The organism is Streptomyces sp. (assembly GCF_050698815.1).
Taxonomy (GTDB): domain Bacteria; phylum Actinomycetota; class Actinomycetes; order Streptomycetales; family Streptomycetaceae; genus Streptomyces.
Genome location: NZ_JBOHCV010000524.1, coordinates 1 through 14,449, shown reverse-complemented (window position 1 = coordinate 14,449; position 14,449 = coordinate 1). Strand labels below are relative to the sequence as shown.

Below are 14,449 nucleotides of genomic sequence, written 5' to 3'. Positions count from 1 at the left end.
GGACTGCCCGGGCGTCTGTCTGCTGGGCGCGGCGACCTCCCGTCCCTGGGACTTCGTCGAGGCCGGCGACCCGCGCACGGTCGCCGACCTGGTCACACCCGAGGGTCTGAAGTGGATGGCCGGGTTCGCGAAGGGCATCGGGCCGGTGGTGAACCTGATCATCCCGCGGAAGCCCGACGGCAGTCTGGGGGAGCCCACCACCCTGGTACGGGACGCGCACGCGCAGGACCTGGTCCTGCACCCGTACACCATGCGCAACGAGAACACCTTCCTGCCGCTCGACTTCCGCCGCGGTGCCGACCCGGCCGCCTACGGGGACGCGTTCGGCGCTTTCCGTACCTACTTCGCCACCGGCATCGACGGACTGTTCACCGACAACCCGGACACCGGGTTGCTGGCGGCGGTGGAGTTCCGCAAGGACTGAGTGCGGCGGACGGGCCGGTACGCGGCCGTCCGTACGCGGCAGTTGCGGTGGCGGCGTCACCCGGAGGGGTGGTGCCGCCACCGGGCGGCAACCGGCGCGGGCCGCGCGCACGTCGCGACGGGCATGAACTCTCCTGCCGCTCTCCTCACCCCGCCCGAAGCGTCCCTTCCACTGCGCCGGCTGCTCGCCGCCGAGTGCGCCGCCGAGGCGCCCGGCGCCGGCACGGAACCGGAGGACCTGCAGCAAGCGGTCTGGCTGCGCTGGCTGGAGCACGGCCGGGCCCAGGGCGCGACGGCGCCCTCCGCCGGGTGGCTCCGCGGTGCCGTACGGGCGGAGGCCCGCCGCGCCAGGCGCCGCGCCCGCAGGGAGGAGCCGCTGCCCGCCGACGGCGCCGGCGACCCGGCCACGGCCTTCCTGGGCGAGACAGCCCTGCTCGCCGCCGAGCGCCGCCGCGCCGTCGAGGCAGCCGTCGAGCTGCTGCCCGGCCGCTGTCCTGCCCTGCTGCGCGCGCTGTTGTCCGGGAAAGACCTCACCTACCCCGAGATCGCCCGCGAGTTGGGAATGTCACAGGGCAGCCTTGGGCCGGTACGGTCCCGATGTCTGGGTTGTCTGCGCACAATGCTCACCGCGTCCGATTGCGGCACCTGAGGCCGGGGGAAGCTGCGGTAAGCAATCGGCGTCACCAGGGCAGACAGTCCGGACACGGCACCCTCATCGCTCCGTGCCCGTACGCATTCACGACATGGGGAGGCAGGCGCACATGGGCATGAGCGTGACCATCTCTGCGGCGGTCGGGAACGACGCCGAGGCGATACTCAAACTCCAGTACCTGTGCTTCCAGAGCGAGGCGGAGGCCTACGGCGACTACGCCATCGCCCCGCTCACCCAGTCTCTCGACGGGCTGCGGGCCGAGATGGCCGACGGCTGTGTGATGGTGGCCCGGCTCGGCGAGGAGGTGGTCGGTTCCGTGCGCGCCGCCGTCGACACCGACGGCACCGCCCGCATCGGCCGCCTCTGCGTCCACCCACGGCTGCAACGGCACGGGCTGGGCGGACGGCTGCTGGCCGCCATCGAGGTCCGGCTGGCGGCCGAACGGGCCGCCACGCGCTACCACCTGGTCACCGGGCACCGCAGCGAGCGGAACCTGCGGCTGTACCGCAAGTCCGGCTACACACCTGTCGGCACCGAGCGGGACCGGCAGGTGACGCTGACCGCGATGGCGAAGGACGCCGGGGGAGCGGCCCCCGCGGCGTTCACCACCAGCGCCTGACAGGGGGTCCGGCGGGGTGACGGCTCAGCCGTCGCCCCGGCGCGGCCGGCACAGCCACAGCAGTCCGGCCACCGGCAGCACCACCGGGAGGAAGAGGTAGCCTCTGCCGTAGTCCGACCAGACCGTGGCGTCGGGGAACGCGGAGGACTCGATCCGCGTCCAGGTGCCCACCGCGAGCACTCCCACCAACTCCGCCCAGCAGCAGCCGAAGGCCGCCTTACGGGCACTCTCTCCGCCCCGCACCAGCGAGAAGGTGATGAAGGCGTAGACCACCGCGGCCACCGCCGAGAGGACATAGGCGAGGGGTGCGTCCTCGAAGCGGGTCGCCAGCTGGAGGACGGAACGGGAGGCGGCACCCACGGTGAAGATGCCGTAGAGCGTGACGAGCAGCCTGCCGGGACCCGTGCCGATCCCGCCGGGTCCTACGCTCCGGTGCGCGGTCCCGGGAGGGGTCTCAGGCACCGCTGCCGCCTCCCCAGATGTCATGCAGCCGGACCTGCAGCACCGCCAGCACCACGGCACCCGCGACCACCGTCAGCGAACCCCACCGGGTCCGCTCGGTCAGCGAGATCAGGCCAACCACCGGCAGGCAGGCGACCACTGCCAGCAGATACGCCACGAACACCGCGGTCCCTTCCGCGGGGTGCTCTCCGCCGGCCAGCGCCACGATGCCGGCCACCAGCTGCGCCAGCGCGAGCAGAGAGACCACGGCCATGCCGATGAAGTGCCAGTCCTTGGTGGGCTGATCACGGTACGCCGCCCAGCCGCACCACCCGGCCAGCGCGAGCGCGGCCACGGCGAGCGTGACGGTGAGCGGGATGAACATGGCCCGAGTCTAGGAGGGCCGCCGGCCGTCACCGCCGCCGGGCCCGGGAAGGACGGCGGCGGCAGCTAGTGCCGTGACCGGCAACGTTTGCCCGTCAAGGAGCGTCGTCCAGTGCGTGCGATCGCAAGGCGGCCGGAAGTCCTTGTAGCGGAGCTACCAGGGCTTTCGGCCAACGCGGCGTGGGGGCACCTCCCGGCCGAAGGCTGGGGGAGTGCGTGATGGGCGGCGCGACAGGGCAAAGGTTGCCGGGAGGGGTACTAGACCGTGGGGTTTGCCACAGCCGATCAGCGTCCAGCCGCGTCCCGGCGTCGTCACCGATGACCACTCCGCCGTATCTGCGCAGGTCACCGCCATGGTGCGGAGATCACGGACGCCGATCACCGTGTCCAGCGTCCGGCCAGCGGCGCACGCTGTGCCAAGTGGCCGTGCGGAGGTCTGTTTAACTGGAGCGCATGAACACGACGAGCTGCCGCACCCCTGCGACCAGGGCCATCACCACGCCCGGTGCTCGTTGTCCGCGCATGCCTCTGGGCGGCATGTCGCGCATGTGTGCCCGCTGAGGGCCCCCGCCTGAGCAGACCCGGACCGGCGCGCGCCCCCGCGGGCGACGCTGCCCCCGGTTTCGCCCCTCTCTCACCCCCGCAGCGCCCCCGCACCGCACTGCTGTGCGGACGTGGCCTGCGCCCCTGCCCGACGTCAAGGGAAGTCCTGTGATTACGACTACGGACCTGACCAAGGTCTACCGCAGCCGAGACCGCGAGATCACCGCGCTCGACGGCGTGAATCTGCACGTGCGCGAGGGCGAGGTGTTCGGCGTCGTCGGCCGCAGCGGCGCCGGGAAATCCTCCCTCATCCGCTGCGTCAACCTGCTGGAGCGGCCCACTTCCGGCACGGTCACCGTCGACGGCCAGGACCTGACCGCGCTCGCCGGGAAGGGCCGTGGTGCCGGCGCCGAGCTGCGCGCCGCACGCAGCCGCATCGGCATGGTCTTCCAGCACTTCAACCTGCTCTCCTCCCGGACCGTGCAGGGCAACGTCGAACTGCCGCTGGAGATCCTCGGCCTCTCGGGCGGCGAGCGTTCCCGCAAGGCCCTTGAGCTGCTGGACCTGGTCGGCCTCGCCGACAAGGCCCGCACCTACCCCGCCCAGCTGTCGGGCGGCCAGAAGCAGCGCGTAGGCATCGCCCGCGCGCTCGCCGGCGACCCGAAGGTGCTGCTCTCCGACGAGGCCACCTCGGCGCTCGACCCGGAGACCACCCGCTCCGTGCTCCAGCTGCTGCGGGACCTGGGACGCCGGCTCGGCCTGACCGTACTGCTGATCACGCACGAGATGGACGTCGTCAAGGCGGTCTGCGACTCGGCCGCGCTGATGCGCGACGGGCGGATCGTGGAGTCCGGCACCGTCTCCGGACTGCTGGCCACCCCCGGCTCCGAGCTGGCCCGCGAGCTGTTCCCGGTGGGCGGCCGGCCGTCCTCCGAAGGGCGCACCGTCGTCGACGTCACCTTCCACGGTGCGACGGCGACCGAGCCGGTCATCTCGCAGCTGTCGCGCACGTACAACGTGGACATCTCCATCCTCGGCGCCGCCATGGACACCGTCGGGGGCAAGCAGGTCGGCCGGATGCGGATCGAGCTGCCCGGCGGCTTCTACGACAACGTCGTGCCCATCGGCTATCTGCGCGAGCAGGGCCTCACCGTCGAGGTCGCCGGTGCCCCCGGCGACGACCGCAGCACAGCCCAACTGGTCGAGGAAGGTGCCAAGTGACCTGGTCGGAGATTCAGCCCCTGCTCATCCAGGGCACCCTCGACACCCTCTACATGGTCGGCTGCTCGACCCTGATCGCCGTGCTCGGCGGGGTGCCGCTGGGTGTGCTGCTCGTGCTCAGCGACAAGGGCGGGCTGCTGCGGAACGCGGCGGTCAACCGGGTCGTGGGCGCGGTCGTCAACGTCGGCCGTTCGCTGCCCTTCATCATCCTCATGGTCGCCCTCATCCCGCTGACCCGGGCGATCGTGGGCACCTCCATCGGTCCGACGGCGGCCATCGTGCCGCTCGCCATCGGCGCCGTCCCCTTCTTCGCCCGGCTGGTGGAGACCGCTGTGCGGGAGGTGGACGCCGGTCTGGTCGAGGCGGTGCAGGCGATGGGCGGCGGCGCTCCGACCGTGGTCTTCAAGGCGCTGCTGCCGCAGGCCCTCCCGTCGCTGGTCGCGGGCGCCACCACGACGGTGATCGCGCTGATCGGCTACTCGGCGATGGCGGGAGCCGTCGGCGGCGGCGGACTGGGCACCGTGGCGCTGACCTATGGCTACCAGCGGTTCGAGACGGGCGTCATGGTGGCGACCGTCGCGCTGCTGATCCTCCTCGTCACGCTCGTACAGCTGCTCGGTGACGCGATCGCGCGCGCCCTCTCCCGGCACAGCCGCCCCGACGGGGCCGCCCTCCGGTGGACAGTCCGGCTGGGCCGGCGCCGGACGGCCGCGCTGGCCGCCGTGGTCCTGGTGCCCCTCGGGCTGGCCGGCTACGGGTTCGGCTCGCAGGGCGAGGAGAACGCGGAGAAGGGCGGGCAGCCGCTGACGGTGGCGGCCTCGCCTACCCCGCACGCGGAGATCCTCCAGTACGTGCAGCGCCACCTCGCCAAGAAGGCGGGACTGCGGCTGGAGGTCAAGGAGTTCACGGACTACGTGCTGCCCAACACCGCCACCGAGAGCGGCGAGGTCGACGCCAACTTCTTCCAGCACAAGCCGTATCTCGACGACTTCAACGAGAAGAAGGGCACCCACATCGAGCCCGTCGTCGACGTCGAGCTGGAACCGCTCGGCCTCTACTCGCACACGGTGCGTGAGCTGAAGGGCCTCAAGAGCGGCCAGACCGTGGCGCTGCCCAACGACACCACCAACGAGGGCCGCGCCCTCCAGCTCCTCGCCGACCACGACGTGATCGACCTCGAGCCCGGCGCCGGAGCGGAGGCCACCCTCGGCGACATCACGGACGCCAAGGGGCTGAAGTTCAAGGAGCTGGAAGCCGCCTCCGTGCCGCGTTCCCTCGACGACGTCGACGCGGCCGTCATCAACGGCAACTTCGCCCTGGAGGCCGACCTCAACCCGGCGAAGGACGCCCTGATCGCGGAGCGGGCGAAGGACAACCCCTTCACCAACTTCCTTGCCGTCAAGGACGGGAATCAGGACGACCCCCGGGTACAGAAGCTCGCCGAACTGCTCAACTCCGCGGAGGTCAGGAAGTTCATCGAGGAGAGGTACGACGGCGGGATCCTGCCGGACTTCGGGTCCGCGCGGGCGAAGTCCGCGTCCGGGTCCTGACCCTCGAGTCCTGTCCCCGTATCGACAAGTCGGCACGCAGGGCCGGATCCCGCCTGATCAGCGGGTCCGGCCCTGCGCGCAGGGGTGCCGATGCTGCATGCTGTGCACTGCTGCAGTCGTCCGGAGCCCCTCGACTCCGGACCCTCGATCCGATGGAGCGGCGCATGACTTCGACCTTTCCGGACGTCACGATCAGTACGGACCGGCTCGTGCTGCGCCCGTTCGAGGAGGCGGACGTCCCCGCGTTCACCGAGATGATGCGGGACGAACTGGTGACCGCCTGGACGGATGTGCCGGTGCCCTACCGCGAGCTGGACGCCCGCAGGTTCATCCTCCGGCAGGCGTCAGCCGTACGGACCCAAGGTGACGGCATCGTCTTCGCCGTGACCGAGTTCCTCACCCAGCGGCTGGTCGGTCTCGTCCATCTCGCCCACACCGACTGGCGGCTCCTCGCCACCGAGGTCGGCTACGTCACCGCACCCTGGGCGCGCGGTGAGGGCTACGCCTCCGAGTCGGTGCTCGCCGTGGCCCAATGGCTTTTCCAGGACCAGAAGTTCGAGCGCCTGGAGCTGCGTACGGCGGCCGACAACAGCGCCGCGCAGCAGGTCGCGCAGAAGCTCGGCTGCATCAGCGAGGGCGTGCTGCGCAACGCCCGGATAGCGCGTACCCGCACCGAGGACGGCGGCTGGGCGGAGATCCGCACCGACCTCCTGGTGTGGAGCCTGCTGCCCGAGGACCTCGAGGGCATCCCGGAGCAACTGGCCGACGCCGGCGGCTACGCCCCCTACCCGGACTGGCTGCGCTCACCCCGCTGAGCGTTGGCTGTCGCGGTGCGTACCGGGCCCTGTACCGGGGACTTCCCGCCCATACCGGGACGATGTCCGCCGAGCCGTCCACGGCATCGCTGATCGGCGCCGCCGGGGTACGCTCGGGGAGCCCCGACCTGCGACGAACCCAGACGAGCCCAGGAGAACCGCACCGATGGCCGACCGCGTCACCGTGATCGGGTGGGACGGCTCGCCCTTGCCCGACGCCGCCCGCTCCGCCCTCGGCGCGGCCACACTCGTCGCCGGGGCCGCACACCATCTGGAGCTGAGCGAGGTGCCGTCCGGCGCCGAGCGCATCCAGCTCGGCAGCGTCTCGCGGGCCGCTCGCACCATCGCGAAGCACCGCGGCTCGGCCGTCGTCTTCGCCGACGGGGACCCGGGTTTCTTCGGCGTCGTACGGTCGTTGCGGGCTCCCGAGCACGGCCTGGAGGTCGAGGTCGTTCCCGCCGTCTCCGCCATCGCCGCCGCCTTCGCCCGGGCCGGGATGCCCTGGGACGACGCGCAGCTGGTGGTGGCCGACTCCCGCACGCTGCGCCGCGCGGTCAACGTCTGCCGCGCGCACACCAAGGTCGGTGTCCTCACCTCGCCCGGCGCCGGCCCCGCCGAACTCGCCCTGCTGCTCGGTCCGGTGCACCGCACGTTCGTCATCTGCGAGGCGATGGGCACCGCACGGGAAGAGGTCACCGTCCTCACCTCCGACAAGGTCGCCGACCACACCTGGCGGGACCCCAACGTGGTGATCGTGGTGGGCGGTTCCGGGTCTTCCGCACCGCCCGGCCCTCCGGGAACCGGGACCGAGCAGGGCCCGGGGTCCCCCCGGACACAGTCCGGGGGAGGCTGGCTCGCCGGACGGGCACCCGGCTATCCGCCCCCGGTGCGCGGCTGGGCGCTTCCGCTGTCGGCGTACGCGCCGGACGGGCCGCACGGGCCGCCCCGGCCCGCGCGGGCGAGCGAGTCCGCGCAGCTGCGCGGACTCCAGCTGGCGCGGCTGGGCCCGCGCGCCGGCGACCTGGTGTGGGACATCGGCGCGGGCAGCGGAGCGCTGTCGGTGGAGGTGGCGCGCTTCGGCGCCGCGGTCATCGCCGTCGACAGGGACGCGGACGCCTGCGCCCGTACGGCCGCGGCGGCCCGGCACTTCGGTGTCCAGGTCGAGACCGTGCACGGCACCGCGCCGCACGTACTGGAGGACCTCCCCGAGCCGGACGTGGTGCGGGTGGGCGGCGGTGGCGTCCGTACGGTCGTGGCGGTCGTCGAGCGCCGCCCCGGGCGCATCGTCACGCACGCCGCGACCCGGGACGAGGCGGAAGCCATCGGACGGGCGCTCGCGGAGGGCGGGTACGCCGTGGAATGCGCCCTGCTCCAGTCGGTCGAACTGGACACCGAGGCGTGGGTGGAGAGTGAACGGGCCGTCGTTTTCCTGCTGTCCGGTGTCCGGCTCTGAATCTCCGCGCACCGTTGGGTGACGAACCCTGACGAAGTGGGGTTTGTCACCCGGCACTGGCAGGCGGCCCGCGCCGTCCCAGGTAGGCTGACGGATCGTTGTGCCGCTGTGCGGTGTTGACGGTTCGTCCGTCAATGTCCGGATGGCGCGTAGGCGGAGAAACGTGCCGCACCGTGCGCACGCTCGTTCTTCATCTACGGGGGCCCGGCGGCCGTTCGCCGGGTTGGACGAAGCACTACCGATGGGCGAGGGGTACGCATGACTGACACCGGCCAGAACCCCGGTGAGGGGCAGCCGGAGAACGCAGGCGCGCAGCCGGCGGCCCGGCCGGGAACCCCGGCACCCGGTCCGTACCCCTACCCGGGACCGGACGGCGGCGTCGGCGGTGGCGCGGCTGCGCCCGGCGAGGAGGACCTGTTGATGCCGGGAGCTCAGGGCGCCTGGAGCGACGCCCAGGCAACCGCCGCACAGCAGGACCCCTACAGCAGGCAGGCCCAGCCGCAGCAGCAGGCCCGGCAGCAGTATCCGGCCCCCGCCGGCAACGCACCCGGACAGCACGAGACGGACGGCCGCGACTCCGGCTCGGTCGACTTCGGCGCCGTCCGGGCACCCCTCCCCGACGCCCCCGCCGTGAATCCGAACCCGACCCCGAACCCGAGCCCCCCGCGCCGTCCGCTGCACCTCGGCCCGCCGGAGCCCGAACAGTCGGGCGCGGTACGGCCGCTCTCCGACCGTGGCCGCGGCAAGACGGCACCCGGGCCGGCGGCGGCCCCCGTCTCCCCTCCGCAGCCGGAAGCCGCGCAGGTGCCTGCGCGGCAAGCCGACCCGATGCCGCCGGGGGTACCCCCGGCGGCGGCCGCGACGAACGGTCCCGAGTACCTGGACGTCTCCCAGCAGAGCCCGGACCCGCTGCCGGGCCCCCAACTCGGCGCGCTCCCGCCCCCGCACGACTCGTGGGCGGCACAGGGAGAGCAGCCCCGGACCGCGGAGCCGGAAGCGAACGCCCAGACTCAGGAAGCGACCGGCGTCGCCGGCCCGCAACTCGCCTCATCGCCGGCCGGCGAGGCCGTCCCCTCGCAGCCGGCGCCGGTTTCCGAAGGCCCCTCTGAGGTCTCCGCACAGCCGCAACCGCAACCGCAGCCCTCCACGGAACCGGAACCCGAACCGGAACCGGCCGAGGCAGGTGAGACCCGGCAGCGGCGCGGCAGCACTGAAGGCGGCACCGAGAGCACCGGCAACACCTGGGTCTCCACGCCGGGTTCGACCGCGGTGGAGGCGATCTCGCCGCAGGAGCAGGATGTTCCGGAGCCCCTTCCGGCGCCGGCCGGTGACGGCGAAGCCGCCGCGCACGCGGACACTCCCGCCGACTCCGCGGTGCCCGCACCGGGCGCGGCGGATACGGCGGACATTCCCGCACAGCAGCAGGCCGACCCGGATGCCGCCCAGGCCGATGCCGGCACCCCGGCAAGTGCACCCGGCCCGGAGGCCGTCGCCGGGATTCCGGCTCAGCAGCAGGGCGCGCCGGCCGAGGCGTCGGCGGCCGAGATGCCGAGCCCTGCTCCGCAGGACGAGGCGGGTTCGCCGGAGGCCGTAACGATGGTTCCGAGGCAGGGGCAGCACGCCGAGCCAGAGGCGAATCCAGCAGACCCGGCAGACCCGGTCCGCCCAGCGGGCCCGGCAGACAACGTGAGCCAGTCGGCCGAGGTACCCACCGCCGCCGGTGAGCCGGCGCCCGTCGAGACCGAAGCCGAGTCCGAAACTGAAACCGGGTCCGAAACCGAAGCCGAGTCCGAAACCGCCCCCCTGATAAGCGAGGACGGTTCGGCGGCCGTCGCCGCGCCGTCCCCCGACGGCGAAGCAGACGACGGCGAAGCCGGCAGTGGACCCGACAGCGGACCCGACGTCAGCGCCACCGGCACGGCGACCGCTCCCGCCCCCGCACCGGCCGGCCCCCCGGCCCCCGGTTTCGCGGACGACGAGCGGGAAGCCGTGCACCGCCTGATGCGCGAACGCCGTGACATCCGCAAGGGCTTCCGCCCCGACCCCATCCCGCACGAGGTCCTGCTCCGCGTCCTCGAGGCGGCCCACACGGCTCCCAGCGTCGGCCATTCCCAGCCCTGGGACTTCGTGGTCATCCGCTCCGAGGAGACCCGGCGCGCCATGCACGAGCTGGCCGAGCGGCAGCGTGAGGCGTACGCCAAGTCCCTCCCCAAGGGCCGGGCGAAGCAGTTCAAGGAACTGAAGATCGAGGCGATCCTCGACACCCCCGTCAACATCGTCGTCACCGCCGACCCGACCCGCGGTGGCCGGCACACCCTCGGCCGGCACACACAGCCGCAGATGGCGCCCTACTCCTCCGCCCTCGCCGTCGAGAACCTCTGGCTCGCCGCCCGCGCCGAGGGTCTCGGGGTCGGATGGGTCAGCTTCTTCGACGAGCGCGAGATGGTCCGCTCCCTCGAACTGCCCGAGCATCTGGAGGTGGTGGCGTACCTGTGTGTCGGGTACGTCGACGAGTTCCCGCCCGAGCCGGAGCTGGCCCAGGCGGGCTGGTCCAAGCGGCGGCCGCTGTCCTGGGTCGTGCACGAGGAGTCCTACGGGCGCCGCGTGCTGCCCGGCGCCGAACCGCAGGACCTGCTCGCCGACACGGTCGCCGCGATCCGCCCGCTGGACGCCAAGGCGCTCGGTGAGGCGTGGGAGCGGCAGAAGCGGATGACCAAGCCGTCCGGTGCGCTCGGCATGCTGGAGATCATCTCCGCGCAGCTGTGCGGGCTTTCCCGCAAGTGCCCGCCGCCGCTCCCGGAGCCGGCCGCCGTCGCCGTCTTCGCGGGTGACCACGGTGTGCACGCCCAGGGCGTCACCCCCTGGCCGCAGGAGGTGACCGCGCAGATGGTCGCCAACTTCCTCGGCGGCGGAGCGGTCTGCAACGCCTTCGCCAACCAGGTCGGCGCCGAGGTGTGTGTCATCGACGTCGGCGTCGTGGGTGAACTCCCGGCCACGCCAGGTCTGTTGCCCCGCAAGGTGCGGGCGGGAACCGCCGACATGACGCAGGGTCCCGCCCTCACCCGTGAGGAGGCGCTGCGCGCCGTCGAGGTCGGCATCGAGACCGCCCGCGACCTGGTCGCGGCAGGCAACAAGGCCCTGGTCACCGGGGAGATGGGGATCGCCAACACCACCGCCTCGGCCGCGCTCATCGCCGCCTGCACCGGCGTCGACGCCGCCGAGGTCACGGGGCGCGGCACCGGCATCAACGATGAGACACACGCCCGCAAGGTCGAAGTGGTCCGCCGCGCCCTCGAGCTGCATCAGCCGGACCCCGCCGACCCGGTCGGGCTGCTGGCCGCCGTCGGGGGGCTGGAGCACGCCGCGCTGGTCGGCATGATCCTGGGCGGCGCGTCCCTGCGTACGCCGGTGATCCTGGACGGGGTCAGCGCGGGTGCCGCCGCGCTGGTCGCACGGTGCATCGCCCCGGAGGCGCTGGCCGCGTGCGTGGCCGGCCACCGCAGCTCCGAGCCCGGCCATGTCGTGGCGCTCACCAAGCTGGGCCTGCGCCCGCTGGTCGACCTGGACCTGCGGCTGGGCGAGGGTACGGGCGCGCTGCTCGCTCTGCCCATGGTGCAGAGCGCGGCGCGGGCGATGCACGAGGTCGCCACGTTCGACTCGGCCGGGGTGACCGGAAAGGGCTGAGCCACCGGCCCGCTCTCCCCGCACCCGCACCCCGCGCGGGTGCTCCGGTCCGCTGTTCCGCGGGGTGACCTGCGGAACAGCGCCGGCTCGGCCCGCGCCATAGGCTGTAGGGGAACTGCCCGAATCCGTCCCGTGCCCCGCACACAGCGGCGAGGGAGACGGAACCCGCACTCGCACCCCAGCCGCACCCGCAGGTCCCCGCCGCTCCAGTGCCGCAGCGGCCCCCTCCCGTACGCAAGGAGCCGCCCGCGCCATGTCCGAGTCCGTGACCGGGACCGAGTCCCCAGCCCAGCCGCACGCCGGGACCGACCACCCCGCCTACCCCGTCGGCCTCCGGCTGGCCGGGCGCCGCGTCGTGGTCGTCGGCGGTGGCACCGTCGCCCAGCGACGGCTGCCCACGCTCCTCGCCGCGGGTGCGGACGTGCTCCTCGTCGCCCCCTCCGCGACCCCCTCGGTCGAGGCGATGGCCGACTCGGGTGAACTGACCTGGCAGCGCCGCCCGTACGCCGACGGCGACCTGGCCGATGCGTGGTACGCGCTGATCGCGACCGACGACCCCGCGACCAACGCCGCCGCCTCCGCCGAGGCCGAGGCCCGCCGCGTGTGGTGCGTGCGCAGCGACGACGCGGCAGCCGCCACCGCTTGGACCCCGGCCACCGGACACAGCGAGGGTGTCACCGTCGCCGTCCTGACCGGCCGCGACCCGCGCCGCTCCGCCGCCGTGCGGGACGCCGTCGTGGCGGGGCTGCGCGACGGCACGCTCAACGCTCCCCGGCACCGCGCCCGCGGGGCAGGGGTCGCCCTGGTCGGCGGCGGGCCCGGCGACCCCGACCTGATCACCGTGCGGGGCCGCCGACTGCTCGCCGAGGCGGACGTCGTCATCGCCGACCGGCTCGGCCCCCGCGACCTGCTCGCCGAACTGCCCCCGCACGTCGAGGTGATCGACGCCGCGAAAATCCCCTACGGCCGCGCCATGGCCCAGGAGGCCATCAACAGCGCGCTGATCGAACACGCCAAGGCCGGCAAATCCGTCGTACGACTCAAGGGCGGCGACCCCTTCGTCTTCGGACGCGGCATGGAAGAGGCCGAGCAACTGGCCGAGGCCGGCATCCCGGTCACCGTCGTACCCGGCATCACCAGCGCCGTCAGCGTCCCGGCGGCCGTCGGTATCCCGGTCACGCACCGGGGCGTCGCTCATGAGTTCACCGTCGTCAGCGGTCACGTCGCCCCCGATGACCCGCGTTCCCTCGTCGACTGGGCGGCCCTCGCCCGGCTGCGCGGCACGCTCGTGCTGCTCATGGCGGTGGAGCGCATCGGCGCCATCGCCGAGACCCTCGTGCGGCACGGCAGGGACGCCGACACCCCGGTCGCCATCGTGCAGGAGGGAACGATGGCGGGGGAGCGCCGTGTGGACGCCACCCTGGCGACGGTGGCCCAGCGGTCGGTGGCCGAAGCCGTACGCCCGCCGGCGGTCATCGTCATCGGCGACGTGGTCTCCGTCGGGACCCGCGTACGTACATGACCCGCACACGCGCGAGGCGTACCGGACCGGACCCGACAAGGCGGATACAGCTGTGGCACCACTCATCACCGTCGAGGACCCCGACGACGCGCGGCTGGGCGACTACACGGGCCTGACGGACGTCGAGCTGCGACGCCGGCGCGAACCCGAGGAAGGCCTCTTCATCGCCGAGGGCGAGAAGGTCATCCGCCGCGCCGCCGAAGCCGGTTACGTGATGCGCTCCATGCTGCTCTCCGCGAAATGGGCCGACGTCATGCGGGACGTCATCGACGGCGTCCAGGCACCCGCCTACCTCGTCAGCACCGAACTCGCCGAGCGGGTCACCGGCTACCACGTACACCGCGGCGCACTCGCCGCCATGGAACGCAAGCCGCTGCCCCGTCCGGACACGCTGCTGGAGGGGGCCCGCCGCGTCGCCGTGTTCGAGGACATCGTCGATCACGCCAATCTGGGGGCCGCCTTCCGGAACGCGGCGGGCCTCGGCGTGGACGCGGTCCTGCTCAGCCCGCGCTGCGCCGACCCGCTCTACCGCCGGTCCGTGAAGGTCTCGATGGGGGCCGTGTTCGCCGTCCCGTGGACGCGGCTGGAAGCCTGGCCGGCGGATGTGGAAATGCTGAGCGGGGCAGGCTTCACCACCGCCGCCCTCTGCCTGAGCGAGCAGTCGATCACCATCGACGAACTCGCCGCGCGCCGGTGCGGAAAGCTGGCCCTCATGTTCGGGACGGAGGGGGGCGGACTGACCCCCGGGGCGCTCCGGGCGGCGGACGAACACGTACGCATCGACATGGCTGCGGGAGTCGACTCGCTGAACGTGGCCGCCGCATCCGCCGTCGCCTTCTACGCGACCAGGGCACGGCCGGTCTGACGCCGACTGCTCCCGGGCCGGTGGATCCGGAGCCGCTGGTGACGGCGCCCGGTGATTACGGCGCCGCGGACGTCCCCGGAGCCGGCCGCACCTGCTCGGAGCCGAGGCCGCGGGCGGGTCCCTGGCAGCCCTGTGCCGCCGCGATGCCGAGCGCCACGAGCAGGGTCACCGTCACGAACACCACCAGCCGCTGCCGCAGCAGGCGGCGGTTCCGGCTTCGCCGGGCGGGCATGACGCCGGGGCGCCGGGCCGGACCGCCGCGCCGCACCGCCGCGTT

At 73.1% G+C, this 14,449-nt stretch carries 12 protein-coding genes and 1 pseudogene; 10 read left to right on the top strand and 3 right to left on the bottom strand.

Features of this window, described 5'->3' with window-relative positions; translation table 11 throughout:
- The 3 genes from ACRDP3_RS18975 to ACRDP3_RS18965 form a co-directional block, all read left to right on the top strand.
- On the top strand, positions 1-424 hold a 424-nt coding region (locus ACRDP3_RS18975; RefSeq protein ID WP_431518156.1), incomplete at its 5' end, for a glycerophosphodiester phosphodiesterase family protein.
- 123 nt (positions 425-547) lie between these two features.
- Entirely contained in the window at positions 548-1,072 is a 525-nt protein-coding gene (locus ACRDP3_RS18970) for a sigma-70 family RNA polymerase sigma factor (RefSeq protein WP_431518158.1), read from the top strand.
- 112 nt (positions 1,073-1,184) lie between these two features.
- Positions 1,185-1,694 (top strand): GNAT family N-acetyltransferase, encoded by a 510-nt coding sequence (locus tag ACRDP3_RS18965; RefSeq protein ID WP_431518157.1) that lies wholly within the window; start codon positions 1,185-1,187, stop codon positions 1,692-1,694.
- Positions 1,695-1,718: 24 nt separating this feature from the next.
- On the opposite strand, the gene ACRDP3_RS18960 is transcribed toward ACRDP3_RS18965, so the two are convergent.
- Complete coding sequence (locus tag ACRDP3_RS18960) at positions 1,719-2,180, bottom strand: hypothetical protein (RefSeq protein ID WP_431518155.1); 462 nt, start codon at positions 2,178-2,180, stop codon at positions 1,719-1,721.
- Positions 2,149-2,520 carry a hypothetical protein gene (locus tag ACRDP3_RS18955; RefSeq protein ID WP_431518154.1) on the bottom strand — a complete coding sequence of 124 codons (372 nt, stop codon included), beginning with the start codon at positions 2,518-2,520 and terminating at the stop codon, positions 2,149-2,151. Before ACRDP3_RS18955 ends, ACRDP3_RS18960 begins: the two co-directional genes overlap by 32 nt.
- A 710-nt stretch (positions 2,521-3,230) precedes the next feature.
- On the opposite strand from ACRDP3_RS18955, the gene ACRDP3_RS18950 reads away from it, so the two are divergent.
- The 7 genes from ACRDP3_RS18950 (at position 3,231) to ACRDP3_RS18920 (ending at position 14,172) form a co-directional block, all read left to right on the top strand.
- Positions 3,231-4,283 (top strand): methionine ABC transporter ATP-binding protein, encoded by a 1,053-nt coding sequence (locus ACRDP3_RS18950; protein WP_431518153.1) that lies wholly within the window; start codon positions 3,231-3,233, stop codon positions 4,281-4,283.
- The gene (locus ACRDP3_RS18945) at positions 4,280-5,833 is read left to right on the top strand and encodes a MetQ/NlpA family ABC transporter substrate-binding protein (RefSeq protein WP_431518152.1); all 1,554 of its coding nucleotides are present in this window, start codon (positions 4,280-4,282) and stop codon (positions 5,831-5,833) included. The genes ACRDP3_RS18950 and ACRDP3_RS18945 overlap by 4 nt, the downstream gene beginning before the upstream one ends.
- Before the next feature lie 164 nt (positions 5,834-5,997).
- Positions 5,998-6,648, top strand: coding sequence for a GNAT family N-acetyltransferase (locus ACRDP3_RS18940; protein WP_431518151.1), 651 nt, complete (start codon positions 5,998-6,000; stop codon positions 6,646-6,648).
- Positions 6,649-6,814: 166 nt separating this feature from the next.
- Positions 6,815-8,101: a precorrin-6y C5,15-methyltransferase (decarboxylating) subunit CbiE gene (gene cbiE / locus ACRDP3_RS18935; RefSeq protein WP_431518150.1), complete on the top strand. Its 1,287-nt coding sequence runs from the start codon at positions 6,815-6,817 to the stop codon at positions 8,099-8,101.
- Between the two features lie 258 nt (positions 8,102-8,359).
- Complete coding sequence (cobT, locus tag ACRDP3_RS18930; protein ID WP_431518149.1) at positions 8,360-11,785, top strand: nicotinate-nucleotide--dimethylbenzimidazole phosphoribosyltransferase; 3,426 nt, start codon at positions 8,360-8,362, stop codon at positions 11,783-11,785.
- Between the two features lie 253 nt (positions 11,786-12,038).
- Positions 12,039-13,307 carry a uroporphyrinogen-III C-methyltransferase gene (gene cobA / locus ACRDP3_RS18925; protein WP_431518148.1) on the top strand — a complete coding sequence of 423 codons (1,269 nt, stop codon included), beginning with the start codon at positions 12,039-12,041 and terminating at the stop codon, positions 13,305-13,307.
- A gap of 52 nt (positions 13,308-13,359) precedes the next feature.
- A complete protein-coding gene (locus ACRDP3_RS18920; RefSeq protein WP_431518147.1) occupies positions 13,360-14,172 on the top strand; it encodes a TrmH family RNA methyltransferase in 813 nt (270 codons plus the stop codon).
- A gap of 55 nt (positions 14,173-14,227) precedes the next feature.
- On the opposite strand, the pseudogene ACRDP3_RS18915 reads toward ACRDP3_RS18920, so the two are convergent.
- Positions 14,228-14,449 (bottom strand): annotated as a pseudogene (locus tag ACRDP3_RS18915) (serine/threonine protein kinase); the annotation flags it as partial.